Raw genomic sequence first — 26642 nt, 5'->3', positions numbered from 1 at the left:
CTCCATGGTTTCTGCGCACGAGGCGCTTCGGTACTCACTGCTCGGCATGATGCGTCCGACGCTTGTCGTCCGCCTGAAAGCCTAGAGGGAGATGGGCTGATCCGTGGGACGGACCGGGAAGGGAAGCTGGGTCTCACCCTCGAGGTACTGGTCGACGGCCGACGCCGCAGCGCGGCCCTCGGCGATCGCCCAGACGATGAGGGACTGGCCACGACCGGCGTCACCCGCGACGAACACGCCGGGCTGGTTGGTCTGGTAGTCGTGCTCCCGTGCCACGTTGCCGCGCCCGGTGAAGGGGAGCTTGAACTGCGACTCGAGGGTCTCGCCCTCCGGGCCCGTGAACCCGAGTGCGAGCAGGACGAGGTCGGCGGGGATCTCCCGCTCGGTGCCGCTCTTCGGCACGCGACGGCCGTCGACGAACTCCGTCTCGGCGACGCGGATCGCCCGCACCTCGCCGGCCTCGTTGGCGAGGAACTCGACGGTCGACACCAGGTACTCGCGGTTGCCGCCCTCTTCGTGCGCACTCGCGACCTCGAAGAGCGTCGGCATCATCGGCCACGGCTGGTGCTCGGGCCGCTCCCCCGCCGGCTGCGTGCCGATGGCGAGGTTCGTGACGGAGGCGGCACCCTGACGGTGCGCCGTGCCGATGCAGTCGGCACCGGTGTCGCCGCCGCCGAGGACCACCACGTGCTTGTCCTCCGCCGTGATCTGGTCGGAGACCGTGTCTCCGGCGCCGACGCGGTTCGCCTGCACGAGGTACTCCATCGCGAAGTGGACCCCGGAGAAGTCACGACCGGGGATCGGGAGGTCGCGCGGCACCATGGCACCGGTGGCGATGACGACGGCGTCGTAGCGGGCGCGGAGCTCGTCCCAGCTGATGTCGACCCCGATGTTCACGCCGGCGCGGAACCGGGTGCCCTCGTCCTGCATCTGCTTCAGCCGGATGTCGAGGTGCTTCTTCTCCATCTTGAAGTCGGGGATGCCGTAGCGCAGCAGACCGCCGATGCGGTCGTCGCGCTCGTAGACCGCGACCGTGTGGCCGGCACGCGTCAGCTGCTGGGCTGCGGCGAGGCCGGCCGGCCCGGAGCCGACGACGGCGACCGTCTTGCCGGTCAGCCGCTCCGGCGGGTGGGACTCGACCCACCCGTTGGCGAACGCCTGATCGATGATCGAGACCTCGACCTGCTTGATGGTCACGGCGGGCTGGTTGATGCCCAGCACGCACGAACTCTCGCACGGCGCCGGGCAGAGACGACCCGTGAACTCCGGGAAGTTGTTCGTGGCGTGCAAGCGCTCGATGGCCGAGCGGCCCTCGCCTCGCCACATCAGGTCGTTCCACTCCGGGATGAGGTTGCCCAGCGGGCAGCCCTGGTGGCAGAACGGGATGCCGCAGTCCATGCAGCGACCAGCCTGCTTGCGGACGGTCGCGGGGTCGCTCTGCTCGTAGACCTCTTTCCAGTCCATGATGCGGACCGGCACGGGCCGGCGCTTCGGGAGCTCGCGCTCCGGTACCTTCAGGAATCCCTTGGGATCAGCCACCGGTCACCTCCAGGATTCGGTTCCATACGATGTCGCCGTCGGGGTCGAGCCCCTCGTCGAGAGCGGTCTGTCGGGTCGCCAGGACTGCCGCGTAATCACGCGGGAGGACCTTGACGAACCGGGCGAGTGAGTCTTCGATGTCGGCGAGCAGCCGGCCGGCCAGCGGAGAACCGGTCTCCACGACGTGCCGTTCGAGGAGGTCGCGGACGATCTCGGCGTCGGCACTGTCGAGTTCGGACAGGGTGAGCTCCCCCGAGGCGAGGGAGTCGCGGTTGACCTGGTCGCGTTCGAGGTCGAACACGTAGGCCGTGCCGCCGGACATGCCCGCGCCGAGGTTCCGGCCGGTCTGACCCAGGATGACGGCGAGACCACCCGTCATGTACTCGAGCGCGTGGTCACCGACGCCTTCGACGACCGCCGTGGCGCCGGAGTTGCGCACCAGGAACCGCTCGCCGACGATCCCGCTCAGGAACATGGTGCCCTGGGTCGCGCCGTACCCGATGACGTTGCCGGCGATGACGTTCTCCTCGGGCGCGAAGGCTGCGCGCTCGGATGGCCGGACGACGATCTGCCCACCGGACAGGCCCTTGCCGACGTAGTCGTTCGAGTCGCCGATGAGCCGCAGGGCGATGCCGCCGGGGAGGAACGCACCGAAGGACTGCCCGGCCGAGCCGCGCAGGGTGATGTCGATACTCCCTGCCGGGAGCCCGTTCTCGCCGTGCCGCCGGGTGACCTCGTGGCCGAGCATGGTGCCGACCGCCCGCTCCGTGTTGCGGATGGGCAGGTCGACCGAGAAGTGGCCGCCGTGTTCGAGCACATCCGAGGCGGCCGTGATGAGCTGCTGGTCGAAGTGCTTCTCGAGCTCGTGCTCCTGCGGCCGGCGGTTGATCCGCGGCTCGTCGTCGGCGAAGACGGGACCCACGAGGACCGGGGCCAGGTCGAGCCCGGACGCCTTCCAATGGTCGATCGCTCGGTCGGCGTCGATCAGTTCGTTGTGGCCGATCGCCTCCTCGAGCGTCCGGAACCCGAGCTCGGCGAGGTACTCGCGCACCTCCTGGGCGATGAACTCGAAGAAGTTCACGACGAACTCCGGCTTGCCGGTGAACCGCTCGCGCAGCACCGGGTTCTGCGTCGCGACGCCGACCGGGCAGGTGTCGAGGTGGCACACGCGCATCATGACGCACCCGGAGACGACGAGCGGTGCCGTCGCGAAGCCGAACTCCTCCGCGCCGAGCAGTGCGCCGATGACGACGTCGCGTCCGGTCTTCATCTGACCGTCGACCTGCACCACGACGCGGTCGCGCATGTTGTTGAGCATGAGCGTCTGCTGCGTCTCAGCGAGACCCAGCTCCCACGGCGTCCCGGCGTGCTTCAGGGAGTTCAACGGGCTCGCACCGGTTCCGCCGTCGTGACCCGAGACCAGGATCACGTCCGAGAGCGCCTTCGCGACGCCCGCGGCCACCGCACCGATGCCGGACTGGCTCACCAGCTTGGTGTGGATCCGGGCCTTCGGGTTCGCACGCTTCAGGTCGAAGATGAGCTGCTTGAGGTCTTCGATGGAGTAGATGTCGTGGTGCGGCGGCGGCGAGATGAGGCCGACGCCCGCCGTGGCGTGCCGCGTCCGTGCCACCCACGGGTACACCTTCGTCGGCGGCAACTGCCCGCCCTCGCCGGGCTTCGCACCCTGGGCGAGCTTGATCTGGATGTCGTCGGCGTGCGTCAGGTACATGCTCGTCACGCCGAACCGGCCGGAGGCGACCTGCTTGATCGCGCTGCGGCGCGTCGGGTCGAGGAGCCGGTCGACGTCCTCGCCGCCCTCACCCGTGTTCGACTTGGCACCGATGCTGTTCATCGCGATCGCCAGCGTCTCGTGCGCCTCGCGCGAGATGGAACCGTAGCTCATCGCCCCGGTCGAGAACCGCTTCACGATCGACGCGACCGACTCGACCTCGTCGAGCGGGACGGGCGGGCGGGCACCGGCGCGGAGCGTGAACATCCCGCGGAGCGTCATGAGCTGCGCCGCCTGGGAGTCGACCATGTGGGTGTACTCGCGGAAGATGTCGTACCGGCGCGTCTTGGTCGCGTGCTGCAGCTTGAAGACCGTCTCCGGGTTGAAGAGGTGCGGCGAACCGTCGCGACGCCACTGGTACTCCCCGCCCGACTGCAGGCGCTCGTGGGCCGTCGATGCGGCGTCCTCGGGGTAGGCGTACCGGTGACGCTTCGCGTTCTCCTCGGCGATCACCTCGATGCCGACACCGCCGAGCTTCGTCTCCGTACCGGTGAAGTAGCTGTCGACGAGCTGCTGGCTCAGGCCGACGGCCTCGAAGGCCTGTGCTCCGGCGTAGGAGGACACCGTGGAGATGCCCATCTTCGACATGATCTTGAGTACGCCCTTGCCGAGCGCCTTGATGACGTTCTTGACGGCCTGCTCGCGGGTGACGCCCTGGATGAGGCCGCTGCGGACGAGGTCCTCGCAGCTCTCCATGGCCAGGTACGGGTTGATCGCGGAGGCGCCGTAGCCGATGAGCAGCGCGACGTGGTGGACCTCGCGCACGTCGCCGGCCTCGACGACGAGCCCGACCTTCATCCGGTTCTCGGCGCGGATGAGGTGGTGGTGCACTGCGGCGAGCGAGAGCAGCGACGGGATCGGCGCGAGGTCGGAGTTCGAGTCACGATCGCTTAGGACGATGAACTCCGAGCCGGCGAGGATCGCCTGGTCGACCTCGTCGCACATCTCGCGCAGGCGCGTCTCGAGTCCGGCCGAGCCGTCCTCGACGCGGTACAGCGCCTTGACGGTCGTCGTCAGCGGGCTCGCCGGGTTCGGGTCGATGTGCTGGATCTTGGCGAGCTCGTCGTTGTCGATGACCGGGAAGTCGAGGACGACCTGCTTGGCGTGCTCGGGGCCCCACGAGAGGAGGTTGCGCTCCGGGCCGAGCCCGAGCTTCAGCGAGGTGACGACCTCCTCGCGGATCGAGTCGAGCGGCGGGTTGGTGACCTGGGCGAACTGCTGCACGAAGTAGTCGAACAGGAGCCGAGGGCGGTCGGAGAGCACCGCGATCGGGGTGTCCGACCCCATCGCGCCGAGCGGCTCCGCACCGTTCTGGCCCATGGGCTGCAGGAGGATGCGCACCTCCTCCTCGGTGTACCCGAAGGTCCGCTGACGGCGGGTGACGGATGCCGGCGTGTGCACGATGTGCTCGCGCTCCGGCAGGTCGCTCAGGTTGATGCGTCCGGCGTCGAGCCAGTCGCCCCAGGGCGCCGAAGCCGAGAGCTCGTCCTTGATCTCGTCGTCCTCGATGATCCGCCCGGCCTCGGTGTCGACGAGGAACATCTTTCCGGGGCGCAGGCGGCCCTTGCGCTTGACCCGGCTCGGGTCGACGTCGAGGACGCCGATCTCGCTACCCAGGACGACGAGGCCGTCGGTCGTCTCCAGCCAGCGACCGGGACGCAGGCCGTTCCGGTCCAGGGTCGCGCCGACGAGTGAGCCGTCCGTGAAGGTGAGGGCGGCCGGACCGTCCCATGGCTCCATCTGCATGGAGTTGAACTCGTAGAAGTCGCGTCGCTCCTGCGACAGCCCGGTCTGCTTCTCCCAGGCCTCGGGCACCATCATCATCATGGCGTGCGGGAGGGACCGTCCGGTCAGCGTCAGCAGCTCCAGGACCTCGTCGAACGAGGCGGAGTCACTCGCTCCGGGCGTGATGATGGGGAGCAACGGGCGGATGTCGCCGATGAGCTCGGACTCGAGCTGCGACTGCCGCGCGCGCATCCAGTTGCGGTTGCCCTCGACCGTGTTGATCTCGCCGTTGTGCGCCATCATGCGCAGCGGCTGGGCGAGCGGCCAGGACGGGAACGTGTTGGTGGAGTACCGCGAGTGGACGATGGCGAGCTTGGTCGCGAACCGCTCGTCGGACAGGTCGGGGTAGAACGGTTCGAGCTGGAGCGTCGTGACCATGCCCTTGTAGACGAGCGTGCGGCTCGACAGGGAGATGAAGTACGCCCCGAGCTCGCGCTCCGCCCGCTTCCGGAGCCGGAAGGCGAGTCGGTCGAGGGCGATCCCGGTCGGCGTCGAGGCGCCGGACCCGGTGACGAACAGTTGCTCGAACGCCGGCATGGCCGCACGGGCGAGCTTCCCCAGCTCGTCGGGGTCGACCGGCACCTCGCGCCAGCCGAGGACGGTGAGTTCCTCCTCCGCGGCGATCGCGGCGATGCGCGTCTGGAGCTGTGCGCGCTCTGAGGCGTCGGTGGGCAGGAAGGCGATGCCCACGGCGTACGCACCGAGCGGCGGCAGGTCGAATCCGGCGACGCCGCGCAGGAAGGCGTCGGGCATCTGGGTGAGGATGCCCGCGCCGTCGCCGGTCCCGGCGTCGGAACCGATCGCGCCGCGGTGCTCCAGGTTGCGGAGCGAACCGAGCGCCGCGTCGATGATGCTGTGCGAGGCCTCGCCCGTCAGGGTCGCGACCATCGCCAGGCCACAGGCGTCCTTCTCGTTCGCCGGGTCGTACATGCCCTGCTTGGGCGGAACCGAGCTGAACGAAGCGTACGGTGCATGCGCCATGGAATTACCGTCCTCACGAAAGGGGATCAGAAGGGGGACGTCGCTGGCCCTGGGACGAAACGGGTGATGGATCCCCTGCTGAGCCGGGATCCACCGGGCCGACGAGGGTGCGTTCAGCCTAGGAGCGAGAGCCGGTCTTGCTTGTGGCGACCGTGGCTTCGGACGACGGAGTGGATGACGCAGTGCGGTCTGATCCGTCGGCATCGTCGTCGGCGGAGGCACTGCGCAGCCCCAGGTTCTCCGCGTCGGTGTCGTAGTAGTCTACCGCAGCCTTCGGATCGGCCCAGGAACGGCCGGGGACGTACGGCGACGGCTCGGCACCCGTGTGGCGACGCGACTGGATGACGATGATCGCGAGTCCGACGACGATCGCGAGGATCGCGGCCCAGACGTTGGCGCGGATGCCGAAGAGGTACTCGCTCGGGTCGATCCGGATGGTCTCCCAGACCGTGCGACCGGCGCCGTACCAGATGAGGTAGACACCGAACAGGCGGCCCCACTGCGGGTTGAAGCGGTGTCCGATCCAGAGGATGACGGCCACCCCCAGCAGGTTCCAGATGATCTCGTACAGGAACGTGGGGTGGAACAGCGTGCCGGCGGGCAGACCGATCGGGAACGCGGGGTTGCTGGCCTCGATCTCGAGGCCCCAGGGCAGGTCCGTGGGGAGCCCGTAGAGCTCGTGGTTGAAGTAGTTGCCGAGGCGACCGAACGCCTGGGCGAGCAGCAGGCCGGGCGCGAGGGCGTCGGCGAAGGTCCAGAACCGGATCCCCGTCATGCGGCAGCCGATGTAGGCACCGACCGCTCCGCCGATGAGCGAACCGAAGATCGCGATGCCGCCCTCCCAGATGTAGAGCGTCCGCAGGAGGTCGGCACCCGGGTAGAAGTAGTCGCCGGGGTGGGTCAGGACGTGGAAGATCCGCGCACCGATGATCCCGAGCGGGATGGCCCACAGGATGATGTCGAGCACGATGCCCGGCTCGGCACCGCGCTTCGTCAGCCGCCGGGAGGTGAGGATGGTGGCGGCGATGATCCCGGCGATGATGCAGAGCGCGTACATGTGCACCGTGAACGGGCCCACGCTGAAGGTCGCGATGTCCGGGTTCGGGCTCGGGATGCTGAGGGGTGCAATCACTGCAGTGGTCGCCTTTCGTTACGAACTCTGATCGAGTGTACGGCTTTCAGCATCGCGGACGTGGTGAGGATACCCTCAGCGGGCGGTGCCGGCCGCGAGTGAACGGGCGACCTCGGTGATCGCCGGGACGCCGCCGTCGGCGAGAGCCTTGACGAACACAGAGCCGACGATGGCTCCGTCGGCGTACTCGAGGACCGAGCGGACCTGCTCCGCGGTCGAGATGCCGATGCCGACGCACGCGTGCTGTGCCCCCGCCGTGCGGAGACGACCGACGAGGGTCTTCGCGGCCGCGTCGAGGTCCTGCCGGGCACCGGTGATGCCCATCGTGGAGACGGTGTACACGAAGCCGCGGGACCGTTCGGTCACGAGCGACAGGCGGTCGTCGCTCGAGGTCGGTGCTGCCAGGAAGACCCGGTCGAGGCCGTGTCGTTCACTGGCGTCCAGCCAGTCCGCCGCGGCGTCGGGGGTGATGTCGGGGGTGATGAGCCCGGCTCCGCCGGCCGCGGCGAGGTCGGAGGCGAACCGCTCCACGCCGTACTGCAGCACCGGGTTCCAGTACGTCATGACGAGGACCGGGACGTCCACGGCGGCGCGGATGGCGCTGATCGCCGTGAAGACGTCGCGCAACCGGAACCCCTCCGCGAGGGCGGTCATGGTCGCGGCCTGGATGACCGCTCCGTCCATGACGGGGTCGGAGTAGGGCACGCCGAGCTCGAGGACGTCGACGCCGTTCTGCGCGAGCGCGATGGCGGCGTCGATACTCGTCTGGAGGTCGGGGAATCCGACGGGGAGGTACCCGATGAGGGCGCCGCGACGGTCGACGGCGGCGGCGTCGATCGCCGATGCGACCGGTGAGACCGTCGTGTGGTCGGTGGCCGGGGCGGTCATGCGTTCCGCCCGGCTTCGTCGAGGAGCCCGAAGTAGGTGGCAGCCGTCTCGACGTCCTTGTCTCCGCGCCCGGAGAGGTTGATCAGGATGGTCGCCTCGGGGCCCAGCTCCTTGCCGAGGACGATGGCCCCGGCCAGTGCGTGGGCGGACTCGATCGCGGGAATGATCCCCTCGGTGCGGCTCAGGAGTCGGAAGGCCTCCATCGCCTCGGCGTCCGTCGCGGGGACGTACGTCGCCCGGCCGGTGTCGGCGAGCCAGGCGTGCTCCGGTCCGACGCCCGGGTAGTCGAGGCCTGCGGAGATGGAATGGGACTCGACGGTCTGGCCGTCGTCGTCCTGGAGGACGAAGGTGCGGGCACCGTGCAGGACACCCGGACGACCGCGGCCGATGGACGCGGCGTGCCGTGGGGTGTCGACGCCGTCGCCGGCAGCCTCGACTCCGTAGAGCGCGACGTCCGCGTCGTCGAGGAAGGCGTGGAAGATGCCGATGGCGTTGGAGCCGCCACCGACGCAGGCGACGACCGCGTCGGGAAGTGAACCGTTCAGCTCGAGGAGCTGTGCGCGGGCCTCTTCTCCGATGATCTTCTGGAAGTCGCGGACCATGACCGGGAACGGGTGTGGGCCCGCCGCGGTGCCGAAGATGTAGTTCGTGGTCTCGACCGACGCGACCCAGTCGCGGTACGCCTCGTTGATGGCGTCCTTCAGGGTCCGCGACCCCGTCGTGACAGGGATCACGGTCGCGCCGAGGAGCCGCATGCGGGCGACGTTGAGCGCCTGGCGCTCGGTGTCGACCTCGCCCATGTAGATGGTGCAGTCGAGGCCGAAGAGTGCGGCCGCCGTGGCCGTGGCCACACCGTGCTGACCGGCCCCCGTCTCGGCGATGACGCGGGTCTTGCCGATGCGCTTCGTGAGGAGCGCCTGGCCCAGGACGTTGTTGATCTTGTGCGAGCCGGTGTGGTTGAGGTCCTCGCGCTTGAGGAAGATGCGCGCACCACCGGCCGATGCGGCGAAGCGTGGCACCTCGGTGATGATCGACGGGCGGCCGGCGTAGTCGCGGAGCAGCGTGGTCAGCTCGGCCTGGAAGCTCTCGTCGGCCTTGGCGGCCTCGTAGGCCGTCGCGAGTTCGTCGACCGCGGCGATGAGCGCCTCCGGCATGTAGCGTCCGCCGAAGTCGCCGAAGAACGGACCGGCTTCGTCTCGGAGGTGCGTCGGTTCCGCGTGGGCGGGGGTGGCTGGTGACATGGTCATGCGGTGGCTCCCAGGAACTGTTCGAGGGTGGCGACGGGGTCGCCGGTGACGAGCGCCTCGCCGACCAGGACGACGTCGGCGCCGTCACGTCGGTAGGCGGCGACGTCGGCGGCGCGGAGCACAGCGGACTCGGCCACCTTGACGGCGTCGGCGGGGAAACGGTCGGTCAACGATCCGAAGAGGTGTTGGTCGAGTTCGAAGGTGCTGAGGTTCCGCGCGTTGACACCGATGAGCCGCGCGCCGATGTCGCTCGCCCTGGCCAGCTCGTCGGCGGAATGGGTCTCGACCAGTGGGGTCATGCCGAGCTGCAGGACCAGTTCGTGCAGCGACGACAGCGTGGCCTGGTCGAGTCCGGCGACGATCAGGAGGACCAGGTCGGCGCCGGATGCGCGGGCTTCGAGCACCTGGTACGGCAGGGAGATGAAGTCCTTGCGGAGGACCGGGATGCGGATCGCGGCCCGGACGGCCTCGAGGTCTTGCAGCGAACCGCCGAACTTGCGGCCCTCGGTCAGCACGCTGACCGCGCTGGCACCGCCCTGCTCGTAGAGCGAGGCGAGGAGCGCCGGGTCGGGGATGTCGGCCAACGCGCCGCGGGACGGGCTGGACCGCTTGACCTCGGCGATGATCTTGACCTGGGAGGCCGGGGCGAGCGCAGCAAGGGCGTCGATGGCCGGAGGGGCCTCGACAGCAGCGGCTTCGACGACTGCAGCCGGACGGCCCGCGAGGCGCCCGAGAGCGTCCTCCTTCGCGCCGGCCATGAGGTCGGCGAGCATGTTCAGTGCTCTTTCGCCACGGTCTTGGACCCGCCGACGCCGTATCCCGCCTTGGCGAGGACACCACCCGTGATCCACCCGAGGAGGAGGACGCCGGCGGAGGCCCAGACGAGGACGGGCATGTCGAGCCAGAAGAAGACCGTACCGGCGGCGAACGCGACCAACATGATGATCACGGCCGTCCAGGCGGCGGGCGAGTGTCCGTGGCCGGGGTCCGAGGGGTCGGTGCTCATGGTTCTCCTTCTGTGCGAGTGCGGGTTCCAGTGTACCGGCAAGCGGTGGGCGGTTCCGTGCGTGGGCCACGAGTTCCCAGGTGGCCCGGGGTGCCGTCGTGGGTCGGCGGAGCGGTCAGCGCGTCGGGTCGTCGCCGCGGCTGAGGTCGTCCCAGGCGCCCACCGGATCGGCGCTCGGGGCCGTCTCGACCTGCGTGAACCGGACCGCCTGGTACTTCTTCGACGGACCGGGCCACCGGCGGTGAGTGAGTACGGTCGCGAGCCCGGCGAGGCCGAGCACGACGCCGAGCACCAGGGAGATCGCCGGCCACGCGGTGAGCGTGGTCGCCGCGACGAGGTCGATGGTCGACTGGCTTCCGGCGACGCCCGTGGCCTCGGTGACGGCCGCCGCGCCCGCGGTCGCCGGCGAGGCGAGCACCGCGATCGACGAGATCATGACGCAGGCGCCGATCACGGCCTCCAGCAGGCCGAGGATGATGCGGAACACCGGCCCGGCGATGGCCAGCGCCGCGACGAGGGCGAGACCGGCGAGGGCGAGTGCCGACAGGGCGGGAGCAGCGACGGAGCCGACCACGTCGAGCGCGCCGGAGTGTGGGCCGACGCCCACGAGGCTGATCGAGAGCCAGGTCTGGGTCCACGCCGCGAGGATGAGCGCGTCGGCGAGGACGGCGGTGACGAGGAGCAGGGTCTTCAGGCGGCGCTGACGACTGCGCAGAGCTCGTGACTCGAGCTCGTCAGCCTCGGACCGTTCGTCGGGCCTCGGCGGCTCCACCGGCCCGGACTGGGGTGCTGCAGTGCTCTCGGTCATGCTCCAACTCGATTCATGGTGTCGGCGATGGCGCTGCGACGACGTCGAGGCTCCGGCCGTCGAAACAGCTGCGCGTGCCCGTGTGGCAGGCGGCACCGTGCTGATCGACCTCCACCAACAGGGTATCCCCGTCGCAGTCGTAGGCGAGCGCCCGGACGAACTGCACGTGGCCGGAGGTGTCCCCCTTGCGCCAGTACTCCTGTCGTGAGCGGGACCAGTAGGTGACCCGACCCTCGGTCATCGTCCGGCGGACGGCCTCGGCGTCCATCCACCCGAGCATGAGCACCTCGCGGGAGTCCCACTGCTGCACGATCGCGGGGAGCAGGCCTTGCGCGTCGAAGGTGAGCTGGCCGATCGCGGTCTCCGGATCGGCGCCCACGGGGATGGTGATGTCCGCGCTCATGCCCGCACCGTCCAACCGGCGTCGGCGAGTTCCTGTTTGACCTGGCCGATCGTCAACTCGCCGTTGTGGAAGACGCTCGCGGCGAGGACGGCGTCGGCACCCGCGGCGATCGCGGGTGGGAAGTCGGCGAGGCGGCCTGCTCCCCCGGACGCGATGACCGGAACCCGGCTGATCTCGCGCATGGCGCTGATGAGCTCGGTGTCGAACCCGGCCTTGGTGCCGTCGGCGTCGATCGAGTTCACCAACAGCTCGCCCGCACCGCGTTCGATCGCCTCGGTGGCCCAGGCGAGCGCGTCGAGCTCGGTCTCACGTCGGCCGCCGTGTGTCGTGACGATCCATCCGGATGCGCTGCCGGCGTGTCGCTTCACGTCCAGGGAGAGGACGAGGACCTGAGCGCCGAAGCGGTCGGCGATCTCCCCCAGCAACTCCGGCCGGGCGATCGCGGCGCTGTTCACGCCGACCTTGTCCGCCCCGCTGGCCAGCAGCCGCGAGACGTCCTGGGTCGAGCGGACCCCGCCGCCGACCGTGAGCGGGATGAAGACCTGCTCGGCGGTGCGGCTGACGAGGTCGTAGGTGGTGTCGCGTTCGGCGACGGTGGCCGTGACGTCGAGGAAGGTCAGTTCATCGGCGCCCTGCTCGGCGTAGCGCTTCGCGAGTTCGACCGGGTCGCCGGCGTCGCGGAGGTCGAGGAAGTTGACGCCCTTCACGACGCGCCCGTCGGCGACGTCGAGACAGGGGATGACTCGGGTGGCGAGTGACACGGAGGCCTCCGCAATGCGACTGGGACGGGTGATGATGGAGGGGCGACTCAGAGTCGGGCGGCGTGGATGGCCGTGACGAGGATGGCGCGTGCGCCGAGCTCGTAGAGGCGGTCCATGACGTCGTTCGCGTCGCCGCGAGGGATCATGACCCGGACCGCCACCCACTCGGGGTCGCGGAGCGGCGAGATCGTCGGCGACTCGATGCCACCGGCGACGGCGGTCGCCTGCTCCAGCAGCCGGACCGGGAGGTCGTAGTCGACGAGCACGTACTGCCGCGCGACGAGGACGCCCTGCAGTCGGCGGATGAGCGTCGCCGTGGTGGGCTTCGTCTCCGGCGACGCGATGAGCACGGCGGTGGAGTCGAGGATCACCGGGCCGAAGATGCCCAGGCCGGCCTTCCGGAGGGTGGTGCCGGTGGACACGACGTCGGCCACCGCGTCCGCGACCCCGAGCTGGACGGCCGACTCGACCGCACCGTCGAGGTGGACGAGCGTCGCATCCACTCCGGCGTCGCGGAGGAAGTTGCCGACGAGGCCGGGGTAGCTGGTGGCGACCGTCTTCCCCGCGAGATCGGAGAGCTCGGAGAACTCGTCGGCCGGTCCGGCGAAGCGGAACGTCGAGCCGCCGAAGCCCAGCTCGGCGAGTTCGGTCGCGGCGGAGTGCGAGTCCAGGAGCAGGTCGCGCCCCGTGATGCCGATGTCGAGGGCGCCGGAACCGACGTAGGTCGCGATGTCGCGCGGACGGAGGTAGAAGAACTCGACGTCGTTCCGTGCGTCGACGACGTGGAGCTCCTTGGTGTCGCGACGGGTCGCGTAGCCGGCCTCCTGCAGCATCTCGACGGCGGTCTCGGACAGCGAGCCCTTGTTGGGCACGGCGACTCTCAGCATGGGGTGACTTTCGTGTTGTGCGATGGTGTCTCGACAGGGTGTTCAGGAGGCGCGGCGCATGCGCCGCGACGTGCTCCTACAGATGTCGGTAGACGTCGGCGGGGGTGAGCCCCTTCGCCACCATCATCACCTGCACGTGGTAGAGCAGCTGCGAGATCTCCTCGGCCGTCTCGGTGTCGCTCTGGTACTCGGCCGCCATCCAGACCTCGGCGGCCTCCTCGACGATCTTCTTCCCGATGCCGTGCACACCTGTGTCCAGTTCGCGGACGGTGCCGGAACCCTCCGGCCGGGTCTCGGCCTTCAGGCGCAGCTCGTCGAACAGCTCGTCGAAGGTTTTCACGTGCTCCAGGGTACCGGTTCCGGGCGGCGGCGCGCACCGCGGGGGCGCTCGACCGGCCAGCCGAGTCAGTGTGTGTGCGTCGACGCCTCGGCTGCGGCCCGGAGGAGCGCGATGTTCGAGGCAGGATCGGAACCGCTGTAGACGGCCGACCCCGCGACGAAGGTGTCGGCACCGGCGGCGGCCGCGATCCCGATCGTGTCCGCGGAGATCCCGCCGTCGACCTGGAGCCAGACGTCGAGACCGGTGCGTGCGACCTCGGCTGACAGCGCCTGCAGCTTCGGCATGGTCTCCGGCATGAACGACTGTCCGCCGAAGCCCGGTTCGACCGTCATGACGAGCACCTGGTCGAACTCCGGCAGGAGTTCCAGGTACGGCTCGATGGGCGTGCCGGGCTTCACGGCGATCCCGGCACGTGCCCCGATGGAACGCAGGCGTCTGGCGAGGGCGACGGGGTCGCTGGTGGCCTCGGCGTGGAACGTCACCGAGAACGCCCCGAGCTCGGCGTAGCCGGGAGCCCATCGATCGACGTCCGAGATCATGAGGTGGACGTCGAGCGGGACCGGAGACACGTCCTGGATGCGACCGACCATCTGCGGACCGAACGTGAGGTTCGGGACGAAATGGTTGTCCATGACGTCGACGTGGACGAGGTCGGCGCTCGCGATCCGCTCCAGGTCGGCCTGGAGGTTCACGAAATCGGCGGACAGGATGCTCGGGTTGATGCGCGCGGACATGTGCTCGAGCCTATCGATCGACAGTGGGTTCGGCCGACTCCGCGGGCTTGCGGAGCAGCGCGATGTACATGGCGTCGGTGCCCTGGCGGTGCGGCCAGAGCTGGACCGCGCCACCGGGCGCCGCGGCGTCGAGCGGTTCGGTCGTGACCTGGTCGAGCACCGCGGAGGTGTCGAGTCGCTCCATCCCGGGGTGGGCTCGCAGGGCGCTCTCCACGATCAGTGCCGTCTCGCCGACGTGCGGCGAGCACGTCACATACGCCACGATCCCGCCGGGAGCGAGCGCGGTGATGGCGGCGTCGAGCAGTGAGCCCTGCAGTCGGGTCAGTTCGGAGACGTCCTTCGGGGTCTTGCGCCACCGCGCCTCCGGGCGTCGTCGCAGTGCGCCGAGCCCGGTGCACGGGGCGTCGAGGAGGATGCGGTCGTAGGTCCCGGGATGCTCCGCAGCGAGCTTCGTGCCGTCGGCGGTCGAGACCGACACGTCGAGCGGGACACCTGCGAGGGCGCGTTCCACGAGACGGGCCCTCGCGGGGACCAGTTCGTTCGCGTCGAGACGTGCCTCCCCGGCGAGGGCTTCGGCTGCGAGCAGCGCTGCCTTGCCACCCGGCCCCGCGCAGAGGTCGAGCCATCGCTCGCCGGGCCGCACCGGTACCGCCCGCGTCAGCGCGAGCGCGGCGAGCTGCGAGCCCTCGTCCTGGACGCGGAGGCGCCCGCCGCCGGTCCCGACGAGTTGGACCGGGTCGCCGCCGGGGCTCCGGAAGCCGTACGGGGAGAAGCGGTTCGGCTCGGCGTCCTCGGGCCGGTCGGCGAGCCCTGGGAGCGCGATGAGGTTCACCTGTGGGGCGAGGTTGTCCGCGGCCAGCGCCTCCTCGAGTTCGTCGCCGCGGTCCTGCAGGTCGAGCGCCTGTCTGATGGCCCGAACGACCCACGACGGGTGGGCGGTGCTCACGGCCAGGCGATCGGTGTCGTTCGTGACCTCACCGAGCAGGATCCGCTCCCACTCGGCGGGTTCGGTCCGCGAGATGGTGCGGAGGACACCGTTGGTGAAGCCGGCCGCCGACCGCGAACCGGCGGACCGGGCGAGCTCGACCGACTCGTTCACGGCGGCGTGGCCTGCGACGCGCATGGAGAGCAGCTGATGGGCACCGAGCCGCAGAACGTCGAGGATCGCGTCGTCGATCTCGGTCACGGGACGATTGGCCGCGTGCGCGATGACGCGGTCGTAGTACCCGCGTCGGCGGAGGGTGCCGTACGTCAGCTCGGTCGCGAGGCCGGCATCCGCCGGACTCAACTTCGCCTCGGCCAGCCGGTGCGGCAGGAGGAGGTTCGCGTAGGCGTCCGAGGTGCTGACGGCGTGGATGACGTCGAAGGCCACTCGGCGTGCCGGCTGCACGGTCGCCGAGTCACGCGGCCGGGTGGGACGCTGGCGTCCGCGTCGGGGTTCCTCGTCGCGGGGCCGTCGGTCGCGGCGGCGCTGGCCCTCGGGCTGCTGGCCGCTCACGCGGTGACCAGCCGATCGGTTCCAGCGGACGCACCGCGCCACCAGTCGGCGGCGGGCATCGCCGTGCGCCCGGCCGGCTGCACCTGCAGGAGTTGCAACGGTGTGTCCGCCGTGCCGACCAGGACGAGGCCGTCGACGGACACGATCGTCCCGGGCGCCGGCGGGTCCGTCGGCATCGTCGACACGGGGACGGCACGGTGCACCTTCAGCCGTGCCTCGTCGAGGAGGGTGAACGCGCCCGGCTCGGGGGTCACCCCGAGGATCTGCGACCACACGTCGGCGACGGGGCGGTCCCAGACGATGCGGCCGTCCTGGCCGTCGAGCTTCGGCGCGAGCGACACCTCGCCCTGCTGCGGGGCCGCGACCGCGGTGCCGGCGGCGATGGCGGCGACGACCTCCGCGGTGAGCGGTGCGCCGAGCTCGGCGAGGCGGTCGAGGAGCTCCCCCGAGGTCTCGCCCTCGGCGATCGGCGTCTCCACCGACGCGAAGACGTCTCCGGCGTCGAGAGTCGGCACGAGCTGGAAGACCGACGCACCGGTGACCGCGTCTCCGGCCATCACGGACCGCTGGACGGGCGCCGCGCCGCGCCAGGCCGGCAGCAATGAGAAGTGCAGATTGATCCAACCGTGTGCCGGCGCGGACAGGAGGGGTTCACGGACGAGCCCGCCGTACGCGACGATCACGCCGAGTTCCGCACGGAGCGCGACGATCCGCGCGGTCGCGTCGTCGTCGAGACGTGCAGCGCGGATGACCGGGAGCCCGAGCCGTTCGGCGGCCGCTGCCACCGGCGACGGGGTCAGGACCCGCTTGCGGCCGAGCGGGGCGTCGGGTCGGGTCACGACGGCCGCGATCTCGTGCCCGGCCGAGACGAGGGCGTCGAGCGTCGGTACGGCGACGGCGGGGGTGCCGGCGAAGACCAGCCTCATGCGGTTCGGACTTCGTGGACGGGGTGGATCATGACAGCATCTCCGGATCGTCGAATCGTACTCTGAGTGTAGGCGGGGCTTTCGGTGCTCGCCTGCCGGGGGTCGGACGTCGACGCTTCGCCGCCTGCGCGACGACGGTCGCCCGCAACTGCTCGGCGACCGCCCTGGCGTGGCCGTAGTCGACCCGCAGGATCGCGACGCTGTCGCCCGCTTCGTCGACGGTCGGGCCGAGCACGCGGCTCCGGTACTCGGTGGGTAGCGCGGCGAGAGCGGCATCGACGGCGTCGCGGGTGCCGGTGAGGGTCGCGCTCCGGACCGCGGGAGGGAACCCGAGCTCTCTGCGTTCGGCGAGCTCCTCGCTCGCGAACCGCGGCTGCTGCCACAGGGCGAAGGCGTTCGCCACGGGGGCCTCGACGCCGATCAGCAGCACCGGTGCACGCGCAGCGGCCAGGGCTGCGGCGTTCGACCACCACCGCAGGCAGTCCTCGGCGACGCGGAGCGACTCCCGCGCCAGCATGCGGTCGGCGTCGACCAGGAGGACGGCGGCATAGCCGCCCGCTGCGACGGGCTCCGCGCCTCGGGTCGCGATCACCAGCGCCGGCTCCGGGCCGACCTCGAACTTGGGGGCGTCGCCGTCCGACACCACGACCCGGTATCGGGGGAACGCCCGGCCCAGCTCCTCGGCGGTCCGGCCGGTGCCGGCGGCCGTGACGCGGAACGCGGTGTCGTGACAGGTCTCGCAGGACCACCCGGCCGCGAGGTGACCGCACCACCGGCAGGAGGGTTGCGAACGGGCTGTGGCGAGTTGGAGTGGACCGTGGCACACCGAGCAGTGGGCCCTCGTCCCGCACCGTCGACAGGCGAGGTGCGGCGCGTACCCCGGCCGCGCGACCTGGACCAGCACGGGTCCGTGATGCAATGCCTCGTCGACCGCGCGCCACGCGCTCGACGGGATCCTCGCCTGGCTCGTCATGGCGTCGTCGCCGCTCGCCCGGGACACGACGACTCTCGGTCGTACCGGCGGGGTCGGTGCGACCTCGCGCAGCCAGCCGAGTTCGACGAGTCGCTGCGTCTCGGTACTGCGTGAGTGCGCGGCGAAGACGAGGGCGGAGCCGCTCATCTCCTGCCGGGTCAACGCGACGTCGCGGGCGTGCACATAGGGGGCGAGCTGCTCCTGATGGAGGGGGTCGCCGTCGTCCCAGAGGGCGATGAGTCCGAGGTCGTGCGCCGGTGCGTAAACGGCCGACCGGTTGCCGACGACGATCCGGGGTACCGGATGCAGTCCGTCCAGGTAGGCGCGGTAGCGAGCAGCCGGGGTCTGCTTCGCGTCGGCCCTCGCGACCGCGTCACCGACACCGAGGTCGTCGAGCGCCGCCAGGAGGTGTTCGACGTCCCGGTAGTCGGGGACGCACAGGATCGCACTCCTCCCCTCGGACAGCTGGTTCACGGCGAGAGCCGCCAGCGTGAAGGACCAGTCGGGGAGCCAGACGCCCGCGCTCGTCGCGGTCAGGGTGGGGATCGCGCTGATCGCGTACCGCTCCCCCGGCGCGAGACGGTCGAGGGTGCCAGGGGCGAAGCCCGGGACGGTGCGCCGCTCGACCGACGGAGGCTCCGGCGGGGTCGCGGCGGTCCAGGTCTTCTCCACCCGGACCTGTCGCGGCGGAATGGCGAGACGCAGGACGTCCATCGCGCTCCCGGCGCTGCGATCCGCGATACGGCGTGCGAGCGTCCACAGGGTCGGGGTCAGGACCGGTACCGACGACACGACCGAGCTCAGCGGGCTGAGCGCTCCGCCGAACTCGCTCGAGTCGGCGAGGTCCACGATGAACCCGTTCGCCGACCGCCCGGCCGAGCGCAACGGGACCGAGACGCGCGCGCCGAGCACGGCGTCATCGGCCAGCTCCTCGGGAATGGCGTAGTCGAACAGATGGTCGAGCTGTGGCAACGGGGAGTCGAGTACCACCCTGGCGACCCTCGCGCCGACCACGGCTACAGCCCGGCTGCTGACCGCAACGCCTCCACCCGGTCGAGACGCTCCCACGTGAAGTCGGGGAGCTCGCGGCCGAAGTGCCCGTACGCCGCAGTGGCGGCGTAGATGGGGCGGATGAGGTCGAGGTCGGCGATGATCGCGGCCGGACGGAGGTCGAAGACGTCGCGGATCGCGCGCGTGATGTCCGCCTCCGGCACATGGGCCGTCCCGAAGGTCTCGACGTAGAGTCCGACCGGCGCGGCCTTGCCGATGGCGTAGGCGACCTGCACCTCGAGACGTTCGGCGAATCCGGCGGCGACCGCGTTCTTCGCCACCCAGCGCATGGCGTATGCGGCCGAGCGGTCCACCTTCGACGGGTCCTTCCCGCTGAAGGCCCCACCGCCGTGTCGAGCCGCTCCGCCGTAGGTGTCGATGATGATCTTGCGTCCGGTGAGCCCCGCGTCGCCCATCGGGCCACCGACGACGAAGATGCCGGTCGGGTTGATCAGGTGCGTCACGTTCGAGCTGTCGAGTTCGACCGTCGCGAGGACCGGTTCGATGACGTGACGCTGGACGTCGCGACGCAGCTGCTCCGTGGAGACACCCGGATTGTGCTGCGTGGAGACCACGACCGTCTCGACGGTCTTCGGGAGGAAGCCGTCGTACCCGATGGTGACCTGGGTCTTGCCGTCCGGGCGCAGGTAGTCGAGCTGGCCGGACTTGCGGACCTCGGCGAGTCGCTCCGCGAGACGGTGTGCGATCCAGCTGGGCAGCGGCATGTACTGCGGCGTCTCGGTGGTCGCGAACCCGAACATGATGCCCTGGTCGCCCGCGCCCTGGAGGTCGTAGGCGTCGACACTGGACTGCTCGCGGGACTCGAAGGCATGGTCGACTCCGGCGGCGATGTCGGCGGACTGCGAGCCGATCGAGACGCTCACGCCGCAGGAGTCGCCGTCGAATCCGATGTCGGACGAGGTGTAGCCGATGGACCGGATGCGCTCGCGGACGATCGTCGGGATGTCGACGTAGCCGCTCGTGGAGACCTCACCGGCGACATGGACGAGCCCGGTGGTGACGAGCGTCTCGACGGCGACTCGACTGCGCGGATCCACCTCGAGGAGTGCGTCGAGGATGCTGTCCGAGATCTGGTCGCAGATCTTGTCGGGATGTCCCTCGGTCACGGATTCGGAGGTGAACAGGCGCAGCTCGGTCATGCGGTCTCCCGTCGGAAGTGGTGGTGCGATGGTGGAGGGATCGGCCGTCGCGGTGTTCCGGGACCCGACCGTTCATCACTCTAGTCGAGGCCTCGGACACGTCGTCCGTCCATGACGCAAGGCGTCGCGGTGGTGGGAACGGGCCCGACACGACGAATCCGCCGGTCGTCTGGCGCCCGGCGGATTCGTCGTGGTGAAGCGGTTATTCGGCGATCGGCTTGATCTGGAGCTTGTCCTCGTTGATCTCGTGCATCGCGATCGAGAGCGGCTTGTCCTCGACGGACGAGTCGACCAGCGGCCCGACGTTGTCGAACAGGCTGCCCTCGTGGAGGTCGGCGTAGTAGTCGTTGATCTGGCGCGCGCGCTTGGACGCGAAGATCACGAGTGCGTACTTGGACTCGACCTTGGTGAGCAGGGAGTCGATGGGCGGATCGATGATGCCCTTGAGCTTGTCAGCCATGCAGGTTCACACTCCTCGTGTGGTTGTGTTCGGGGAAGATCGGATCGATGCGGGGTGCGCGTCGGACGTCAATCCCCGTGAATCTTCATCAAGTCTACGACCTCTTGGGCCGCGCGGGCCACGTCGTCGTTGACGACACGGTGGTCGAACTCGTCCGCGGCGGCCAGTTCGACCTTCGCGGTGCGCAGTCGGCGCTCCCGTTCCTCCTCGTCCTCGGTGCCTCGTCCGACCAGTCGACGGACCAGTTCGTCCCAGCTCGGGGGCAGCAGGAACACCAGGGTCGCCTCCGGCATCGCCTCCCGGACCTGCCGGGCACCCTGGATGTCGATCTCGAGCAACGCGCTGTCGCCGGCCGCGAGCGCACGCTCGATCGGCTCGCGTGGCGTGCCGTAGCGGTACGCGTTGTGGACCGTGGCGTGCTCCAGCAGGCGGTCGCCCTCGATGAGGCCGTCGAACTCGTCGTCGGTCACGAAGTAGTAGTTCACCTCGTGCTGCTCCCCCGGCCGGGGCTTGCGTGTCGTGGCCGAGACGGAGAGGTGGACCTCCGGGTAGTGGTCGCGGATGTAGGCGGCCACCGTCCCCTTGCCGACGGCCGTCGGGCCGGCGAGCACGACGAGTCGGCTGCGCGCGGTGCCCGGGTAGCGTTCGGCGATGAAGGCGCGGAGGCGATCCCGCTGCAGTCGGCCGAGACCGCCGAGGCGCTTGACCGAGGAGATGCCGAGCGATTCGAGGATCCGCCCCAGTTTGGTGACGCCGACACTCGGGATGCTGAGGAGGTACTCGGTGATGCGGATGCCGCCCTCGATGCCGTCCGGATCGGCGGTCGCGGCGTCGAGCACCTCCAACGGGGTGCGGGCGCCGGAGGCGATGGACGCCTTGACGGTCGCGCGGGCGCGGCGCTTGCGAACGGCCTCACGTGAGGCGGCGGCCCGGTCGACCTCCGGCATGTTCCTGCCGGGCTGGTCCTGCTCCTGGTCAACCACGGGCGCTCCTCACGGCTGCGACGGAACGTTCGACGGCGTCCGCGATCCCCGAGGGTCCGGCGGCGAGGATGCTCCGGGACTCGGAGACGATGACACCCGGTGCGAGGTCGCCGTAGATGGATCCGAGGTCGGCGACCGCAGCTCCCTGGTGGCCGAAGCCGGGTGCCAGGATCGGGAGCGTGGTCGTCGGCGGTACCTCCGTCAGGCCGAACTCCTCGAGACGGAGCGTGGCTCCGATGACCGCACCGATCGAACCGGTCGCCCCGGGGTGGTGCCGTGCGTTCCAGTGGTCGATCTCGTCGAGCATCGACGCCGCGACGGTGAGGCCGGCCCTGTCCTCGGCGAGCTGGACGTCGCGACCCTCCGGGTTCGAGGTCGCCGTCAGCACGAACACGCCCTTGCCGTGCTGCTCGGCGAGCTCGAGTGCCGGCTGCAGTGAGCCGAAGCCGAGATAGGGGTTCACGGTGAGGGCGTCGACCTCCAGCGGTGAACCGGGGGTCAGCCACGCTTCGGCATAGCCCTCCATGCTCGTCCCGATCTCACCGCGCTTGGCGTCGCCGATCACGAGGAGCCCGGCGTAGCGTGCCGCGGCGAGGACCCCTTCGAGGGCGATGTACCCGGCCGACCCGAACCGTTCGAAGAACGCCACCTGCGGCTTGACGATCCCGGCGCGACCGGCTGCGGCTTCGACGACGGCGAGGCCGAAGGCCCCCGCGCCGGCGGCGGTGTCGGGCAGTCCCCACGCCTCGAGCAGGAAGCGGTGCGGATCGATGCCGACGCAGAGTCGGCCCGACCGGACGAAGACCTCGTCCAGTCGGGTTCCGAACGAAGCCGTCACGAGCGCGCAGCCCGATCGAGTGCGTACTCCTGGAGCGAGCGGACCTCGAAGCCCCCGCCGAGCGCCTCGAAGGAGCCGACCGCGGCGGTGAGCTGCGCGATCGTCGTGAAGAGCGGCTTGTCGGCCGCGACGGCGGCCGCGCGGATCTCGTAGCCGTCCGCGCGAGCCGACCGGCCACTCGGGGTGTTGATGACCATGTCGACCTCGTCGCGGTTGATCAGGTCGACGATCGAGTCGTCCTCGCCCGCGGCCGTGGTCTCGCTGTACTTGCGCACCGTCCGGGCACTGATGCCGTTCCGGTTCAGCACCTCGGCCGTGCCGTCGGTCGCGAGGATGTCGAACCCGAGCTGCTGGAGGCGCAGCACCGGCAGGATGATCGAACGCTTGTCGCGGTCGGAGACCGAGACGAACACCGTTCCGCTCGACGGCAGGCCGCCGTAGGCCGCCTCCTGGCTCTTCGCGAACGCGCGCGGGAAGTCCTTGTCGATGCCCATCACCTCGCCGGTGGAGCGCATCTCCGGGCCGAGCACGCTGTCGACGATCTGGCCGTCCTTCGTGCGGAAGCGCTTGAAGGGCAGCACGGCCTCCTTGACCGACACCGGGGAGTCGATCGGGACCCGGGATCCGTCGACCGGGGGCAGGAGCCCGGAGTCCTTGAGCTCGGCGACCGTCGCGCCGGTCATGATGAGTGATGCGGCCTTCGCCAGCGGGATGCCGAGCGCCTTCGACACGAACGGCACCGTGCGGGACGCACGCGGGTTCGCCTCGATGACGTAGAGGATGCCGGCGCCGATCGCGAACTGGACGTTCAGCAGACCACGCACGCCGATCCCCTGGGCGATCGCGAGCGTCGCGTTCCGCACCCGGTCGATCTCGGCGCGACCGAGAGAGACGGGCGGCAGGGTGCAGCTCGAGTCGCCCGAGTGGATACCGGCCTCCTCGATGTGCTCCATGACGCCACCGATGTAGAGCTCCTCGCCGTCGAACAGGGCGTCGACGTCGATCTCGATCGCGTCGTCGAGGAAGTGGTCGACGAGCAACGGCTGGGCCGGGCCAACGATGCCCTGGTCCTCGATGCGCACGAAGTAGTCCGTGAGCGAGGCGCTGTCGTAGATGATCTCCATGCCGCGTCCGCCGAGCACGAAGCTCGGGCGGACGAGGACCGGGTAGCCGATCTCCTCGGCGACGCGCAGCGCACCCTCGATCTCCACCGCGGTGCCGTTCTTCGGTGCGACGAGGCCGGCGGCGTCCAGGATCTCCTGGAACTGGCCGCGCTCCTCGGCGAGGTCGATGGCGGTCGGCGTGGTGCCGAGGATCGGGACGCCTGCGGCCTCCAGACCCTTCGCGAGCCCGAGCGCCGTCTGGCCGCCGAGCTGGACGACGACACCGACGAGTTCGCCCGACTCGCTCTCGGCGTGGATGACCTCGAGGACGTCCTCGAGCGTGAGCGGCTCGAAGTAGAGGCGGTCGCTCGTGTCGTAGTCCGTCGAGACGGTCTCCGGGTTGCAGTTGATCATGATGGTCTCGAAGCCGGCGGCCTGCAGCGCGAAGGAGGCGTGCACGCAGGAGTAGTCGAACTCGATGCCCTGGCCGATGCGGTTCGGGCCGGACCCGAGGATGACCACCTTGCGGCGGTCGCTGGCGACCACCTCGGTCTCCGCGTCGTAGCTCGAGTAGTGGTACGGGGTGAGCGCCGGGAATTCGCCGGCGCACGTGTCGACGGTCTTGTAGACCGGGCGGACACCGAGGATGTGGCGGACCTCGCGCACCTCCTGCTCGCCGAACCCGCGCAGCTGACCGATCTGCGCGTCCGAGAAGCCGTGGTTCTTCGCGGTACGGAGCACCTCGGTGTCGAGGCGTTCCGCCGCGGCGATCCAGTCGGCGACGTCGTTGATCAGGACGATCTGGTCGATGAACCACGGGTCGATCTTGGTGGCCTCGAAGACCTGCTCGGCGGTGGCACCCTTGCGGAGCGCCTGCTGCACGACGACGATGCGGCCGTCGGTCGGGGTCTTCATGACCTCGAGCAGCTCCTCGACGCTGCGGGACTCGTCGCCCCAGTGGAAGCTGGAACCGCGCTTCTCGAGCGACCGCAGCGCCTTCTGCAGGGCGGTGGCGTAGTTGCGTCCGATGGCCATCGCCTCACCCACCGACTTCATGGTGGTCGTGAGCGTCGGGTCGGCGGCGGGGAACTTCTCGAACGCGAAGCGCGGCACCTTGACGACGACGTAGTCGAGCGTCGGCTCGAAGCTCGCGGGCGTGACCTTCGTGATGTCGTTCGGGATCTCGTCGAGGCGGTACCCGATGGCCAGCTTCGCCGCGATCTTCGCGATCGGGAAGCCGGTCGCCTTCGAGGCGAGGGCACTCGAGCGCGAGACACGCGGGTTCATCTCGATGACGATGATGCGGCCGTCGGCCGGGTCGACCGCGAACTGGATGTTGCAGCCGCCGGTGTCGACGCCGACCGCGCGGATGATGTCGATACCGATGTCGCGGAGCTTCTGGTACTCGCGGTCCGTCAGCGTCAGGGCGGGGGCCACCGTGATCGAGTCCCCGGTGTGCACGCCGACCGGGTCGACGTTCTCGATCGAGCAGACGACGACGGTGTTGTCGGCCGTGTCGCGCATGAGCTCGAGCTCGTACTCCTTCCAGCCGAGGATCGACTCCTCGAGGAGCACCTCGGTGGTCGGGCTCTGGTGGAGGCCGTCACCGACGATCCGGCGGAGCTCCGTCTCGGTGTACGCGAAGCCCGAGCCGAGGCCGCCCATGGTGAACGAGGGGCGCACGACCAGCGGGTAGCCGAGGTCCTCGGCGTAGCCGACGGCCTCCTCGACCGTGTGGGCGATGTACGAGCGGGCCACGTCCGCGCCCGCGTCGAGCACGAGCTGCTTGAAGATCTGGCGGTCCTCGCCCTTGTTGATCGCCTCGAAGTTCGCGCCGATGAGCTCGACGTCGTACTTCTCGAGGATGCCGTGCTCGTGCAGCTGGATCGCGGCGTTCAACGCCGTCTGGCCGCCGAGGGTCGGCAGTATCGCGTCGGGCTTCTCCTTCGCGATGATCGTCTCGATGACCTGCCAGGTGATCGGCTCGACGTAGGTCGCGTCGGCGAAGTCGGGGTCGGTCATGATGGTCGCCGGGTTCGAGTTGACGAGGATGACGCGGACGCCCTCCTCGCGCAGCACGCGGCATGCCTGGGTGCCCGAGTAGTCGAACTCGGCGGCCTGCCCGATGACGATCGGCCCGGAGCCGATGACGAGGACGCTGTTGATGTCGTCGCGCTTGGGCACTAGTTGTTCTCCTTGGTGCTGGAAGTGGTGGCGTGGCCGGTCACGAGGTCGCGGAACCGGTCGAACAGGTAGACCGCGTCGTGCGGACCCGAGGCGGACTCGGGGTGGTACTGGACCGAGAACGCGGGGATGTCGATGCAGTTGATGCCCTCGACGACCTCGTCGTTCAGGCTGTAGTGGCTGACTTCGGCAAGGCCGAACCCGGCGGGCGTCTCGTGGCGGCCCTCGATCGGCAGGTCGACTGCGAAACCGTGGTTCTGCGAGGTGATCTCCACCCGACCGGTCGCCTTGTCGAGGACCGGCTGGTTGATCCCGCGGTGACCGAACGGCAGCTTGTAGGTCTCGAAGCCGAGCGCGCGGCCGAGCAGCTGGTTGCCGAAGCAGATGCCGAAGTACGGCACGCCCGCGCGGAGCACGTCCTGCAGGAGGGCGACGTGCGCGTCGCTCGCGGCCGGGTCACCGGGGCCGTTGGAGAAGAACAGGGCGGACGGCTCGAGCGCGAGGACCTCGGCCGAGGTCACCGACTGCGGCAGCACCACGACGTCGAAGCCGCGAGCGGCGAGGTGGTTGAGCGTCGACGTCTTGACGCCGAGGTCGAGGACCGCGACGGAACCGACGCGCTCGCCCACCGCCGGTACGGTGTACTGCTCGGTCGTGGAGACCTGGCTCGACAGGTTCAGACCGGCCATCTGCGCGCCGGCTCGGACGAGACTGAGCTGCTCGGCGCCGGACAACTCGAAGTCCTCGCCGGAGAACACGCCGCCGCGCATGGAACCGGCGGAACGGATGTGCCGGGTCACCGCGCGGGTGTCGATGCCGCTGATGCCCACGACGCCGTCCTGGACGAGTTCGTCGTCGAGCGAGCGGTCCGCTCGGAAGTTCGAGACGACGCGCGACGCGTCACGCACCACGTATCCGGCGACCCAGACGCGGGCGGACTCCATGTCCTCGCGGTTGACGCCGGTGTTGCCGATGTGCGGCGCGGTCATCAAGACGATCTGTCCGGCGTAGGACGGGTCGGTCAGCGTCTCCTGGTAGCCGGTCATGCCGGTGGCGAAGACGACCTCGCCGAGCGTGCGGCCGGTCGCGCCGTAGGCGTGCCCGACGTAGCGGTTGCCGTCCTCGAGGACGAGTACCGCTGGACTGGGTGGGGTGAAGGAGGTCATG

At 69.9% G+C, this 26642-nt stretch carries 22 protein-coding genes; all 22 read right to left on the bottom strand.

Annotated elements, in window-relative coordinates; genetic code table 11:
• Positions 1-81: 81 nt before the first annotated feature.
• The 22 genes from GV015_RS13285 to carA all read right to left on the bottom strand — a co-directional run bounded on the left by GV015_RS13285 (position 82) and on the right by carA (position 26641).
• Complete coding sequence (locus tag GV015_RS13285) at positions 82-1539, bottom strand: glutamate synthase subunit beta (protein ID WP_079705945.1); 1458 nt, start codon at positions 1537-1539, stop codon at positions 82-84.
• A complete protein-coding gene (gene gltB / locus GV015_RS13280; protein WP_159878807.1) occupies positions 1532-6094 on the bottom strand; it encodes a glutamate synthase large subunit in 4563 nt (1520 codons plus the stop codon). The genes GV015_RS13285 and gltB overlap by 8 nt, the downstream gene beginning before the upstream one ends.
• Before the next feature lie 118 nt (positions 6095-6212).
• Positions 6213-7226 carry a prolipoprotein diacylglyceryl transferase gene (gene lgt / locus GV015_RS13275; RefSeq protein WP_079002517.1) on the bottom strand — a complete coding sequence of 338 codons (1014 nt, stop codon included), beginning with the start codon at positions 7224-7226 and terminating at the stop codon, positions 6213-6215.
• A 75-nt stretch (positions 7227-7301) separates the two neighbouring features.
• Positions 7302-8114 (bottom strand): tryptophan synthase subunit alpha, encoded by an 813-nt coding sequence (trpA, locus tag GV015_RS13270; protein ID WP_137241674.1) that lies wholly within the window; start codon positions 8112-8114, stop codon positions 7302-7304.
• Complete coding sequence (gene trpB, locus GV015_RS13265) at positions 8111-9361, bottom strand: tryptophan synthase subunit beta (protein ID WP_370281926.1); 1251 nt, start codon at positions 9359-9361, stop codon at positions 8111-8113. Before trpB ends, trpA begins: the two co-directional genes overlap by 4 nt.
• A complete protein-coding gene (gene trpC, locus GV015_RS13260) occupies positions 9358-10134 on the bottom strand; it encodes an indole-3-glycerol phosphate synthase TrpC (protein WP_159878805.1) in 777 nt (258 codons plus the stop codon). Before trpC ends, trpB begins: the two co-directional genes overlap by 4 nt.
• A gap of 2 nt (positions 10135-10136) precedes the next feature.
• The gene (locus GV015_RS13255) at positions 10137-10367 is read right to left on the bottom strand and encodes a DUF6704 family protein (RefSeq protein ID WP_079705940.1); all 231 of its coding nucleotides are present in this window, start codon (positions 10365-10367) and stop codon (positions 10137-10139) included.
• Positions 10368-10482: 115 nt separating this feature from the next.
• Positions 10483-11175 carry a Trp biosynthesis-associated membrane protein gene (locus GV015_RS13250; protein ID WP_159878803.1) on the bottom strand — a complete coding sequence of 231 codons (693 nt, stop codon included), beginning with the start codon at positions 11173-11175 and terminating at the stop codon, positions 10483-10485.
• A gap of 13 nt (positions 11176-11188) precedes the next feature.
• On the bottom strand, positions 11189-11578 hold the full coding sequence (gene hisI, locus GV015_RS13245) for a phosphoribosyl-AMP cyclohydrolase (RefSeq protein ID WP_079705938.1): 390 nt from the start codon (positions 11576-11578) through the stop codon (positions 11189-11191).
• A complete protein-coding gene (gene hisF, locus GV015_RS13240) occupies positions 11575-12339 on the bottom strand; it encodes an imidazole glycerol phosphate synthase subunit HisF (protein WP_079002513.1) in 765 nt (254 codons plus the stop codon). Before hisF ends, hisI begins: the two co-directional genes overlap by 4 nt.
• Positions 12340-12386: 47 nt before the next feature.
• Positions 12387-13226: an ATP phosphoribosyltransferase gene (gene hisG / locus GV015_RS13235; RefSeq protein WP_064293848.1), complete on the bottom strand. Its 840-nt coding sequence runs from the start codon at positions 13224-13226 to the stop codon at positions 12387-12389.
• Between the two features lie 76 nt (positions 13227-13302).
• A complete protein-coding gene (locus tag GV015_RS13230) occupies positions 13303-13566 on the bottom strand; it encodes a phosphoribosyl-ATP diphosphatase (protein ID WP_064293847.1) in 264 nt (87 codons plus the stop codon).
• A 65-nt stretch (positions 13567-13631) separates the two neighbouring features.
• Positions 13632-14300, bottom strand: coding sequence for a ribulose-phosphate 3-epimerase (gene rpe / locus GV015_RS13225; protein ID WP_137241677.1), 669 nt, complete (start codon positions 14298-14300; stop codon positions 13632-13634).
• A 10-nt stretch (positions 14301-14310) separates the two neighbouring features.
• Positions 14311-15798 (bottom strand): transcription antitermination factor NusB, encoded by a 1488-nt coding sequence (locus GV015_RS13220; protein WP_371416571.1) that lies wholly within the window; start codon positions 15796-15798, stop codon positions 14311-14313.
• A complete protein-coding gene (fmt, locus tag GV015_RS13215) occupies positions 15795-16724 on the bottom strand; it encodes a methionyl-tRNA formyltransferase (protein ID WP_159878801.1) in 930 nt (309 codons plus the stop codon). The genes GV015_RS13220 and fmt overlap by 4 nt, the downstream gene beginning before the upstream one ends.
• A gap of 28 nt (positions 16725-16752) precedes the next feature.
• Positions 16753-18687: a primosomal protein N' gene (locus tag GV015_RS13210; protein ID WP_236555460.1), complete on the bottom strand. Its 1935-nt coding sequence runs from the start codon at positions 18685-18687 to the stop codon at positions 16753-16755.
• Between the two features lie 26 nt (positions 18688-18713).
• Complete coding sequence (gene metK, locus GV015_RS13205; protein WP_064293843.1) at positions 18714-19907, bottom strand: methionine adenosyltransferase; 1194 nt, start codon at positions 19905-19907, stop codon at positions 18714-18716.
• A 202-nt stretch (positions 19908-20109) separates the two neighbouring features.
• Complete coding sequence (gene rpoZ / locus GV015_RS13200) at positions 20110-20367, bottom strand: DNA-directed RNA polymerase subunit omega (protein WP_056005756.1); 258 nt, start codon at positions 20365-20367, stop codon at positions 20110-20112.
• Positions 20368-20435: 68 nt separating this feature from the next.
• Positions 20436-21314: a guanylate kinase gene (gene gmk / locus GV015_RS13195; protein ID WP_064293842.1), complete on the bottom strand. Its 879-nt coding sequence runs from the start codon at positions 21312-21314 to the stop codon at positions 20436-20438.
• A gap of 28 nt (positions 21315-21342) precedes the next feature.
• Positions 21343-22188, bottom strand: coding sequence for an orotidine-5'-phosphate decarboxylase (pyrF, locus tag GV015_RS13190; RefSeq protein WP_201299391.1), 846 nt, complete (start codon positions 22186-22188; stop codon positions 21343-21345).
• On the bottom strand, positions 22185-25475 hold the full coding sequence (carB, locus tag GV015_RS13185) for a carbamoyl-phosphate synthase large subunit (RefSeq protein WP_159878797.1): 3291 nt from the start codon (positions 25473-25475) through the stop codon (positions 22185-22187). Before carB ends, pyrF begins: the two co-directional genes overlap by 4 nt.
• Entirely contained in the window at positions 25475-26641 is a 1167-nt protein-coding gene (carA, locus tag GV015_RS13180) for a glutamine-hydrolyzing carbamoyl-phosphate synthase small subunit (RefSeq protein WP_085510883.1), read from the bottom strand. Before carA ends, carB begins: the two co-directional genes overlap by 1 nt.
• Position 26642 lies beyond the last annotated feature (1 nt).

Source organism: Plantibacter sp. T3, from assembly GCF_902506515.1.
Classification (GTDB): Bacteria; Actinomycetota; Actinomycetes; order Actinomycetales; family Microbacteriaceae; genus Plantibacter; species Plantibacter auratus.
The sequence above is the reverse complement of the archived record's forward strand: the minus strand, read 5'-3'. Positions and strand labels throughout refer to the sequence as shown.

Excerpts from the sequence above, each read along its gene's own strand:
- trpA (WP_137241674.1), bottom strand. The coding sequence starts at position 8,114 with ATGACCGCCCCGGCCACCGACCACACGACGGTCTCACCGGTCGCATCG.
- trpC (WP_159878805.1), bottom strand. The coding sequence starts at position 10,134 with ATGCTCGCCGACCTCATGGCCGGCGCGAAGGAGGACGCTCTCGGGCGC.
- gltB (WP_159878807.1), bottom strand. The coding sequence starts at position 6,094 with ATGGCGCATGCACCGTACGCTTCGTTCAGCTCGGTTCCGCCCAAGCAG.
- metK (WP_064293843.1), bottom strand. The coding sequence starts at position 19,907 with ATGACCGAGCTGCGCCTGTTCACCTCCGAATCCGTGACCGAGGGACAT.
- trpB (WP_370281926.1), bottom strand. The coding sequence starts at position 9,361 with ATGACCATGTCACCAGCCACCCCCGCCCACGCGGAACCGACGCACCTC.
- hisI (WP_079705938.1), bottom strand. The coding sequence starts at position 11,578 with ATGAGCGCGGACATCACCATCCCCGTGGGCGCCGATCCGGAGACCGCG.
- rpe (WP_137241677.1), bottom strand. The coding sequence starts at position 14,300 with ATGTCCGCGCGCATCAACCCGAGCATCCTGTCCGCCGATTTCGTGAAC.
- hisG (WP_064293848.1), bottom strand. The coding sequence starts at position 13,226 with ATGCTGAGAGTCGCCGTGCCCAACAAGGGCTCGCTGTCCGAGACCGCC.
- GV015_RS13255 (WP_079705940.1), bottom strand. The coding sequence starts at position 10,367 with ATGAGCACCGACCCCTCGGACCCCGGCCACGGACACTCGCCCGCCGCC.
- fmt (WP_159878801.1), bottom strand. The coding sequence starts at position 16,724 with ATGAGGCTGGTCTTCGCCGGCACCCCCGCCGTCGCCGTACCGACGCTC.
- GV015_RS13250 (WP_159878803.1), bottom strand. The coding sequence starts at position 11,175 with ATGACCGAGAGCACTGCAGCACCCCAGTCCGGGCCGGTGGAGCCGCCG.
- carA (WP_085510883.1), bottom strand. The coding sequence starts at position 26,641 with ATGACCTCCTTCACCCCACCCAGTCCAGCGGTACTCGTCCTCGAGGAC.
- gmk (WP_064293842.1), bottom strand. The coding sequence starts at position 21,314 with ATGCCGGAGGTCGACCGGGCCGCCGCCTCACGTGAGGCCGTTCGCAAG.
- rpoZ (WP_056005756.1), bottom strand. The coding sequence starts at position 20,367 with ATGGCTGACAAGCTCAAGGGCATCATCGATCCGCCCATCGACTCCCTG.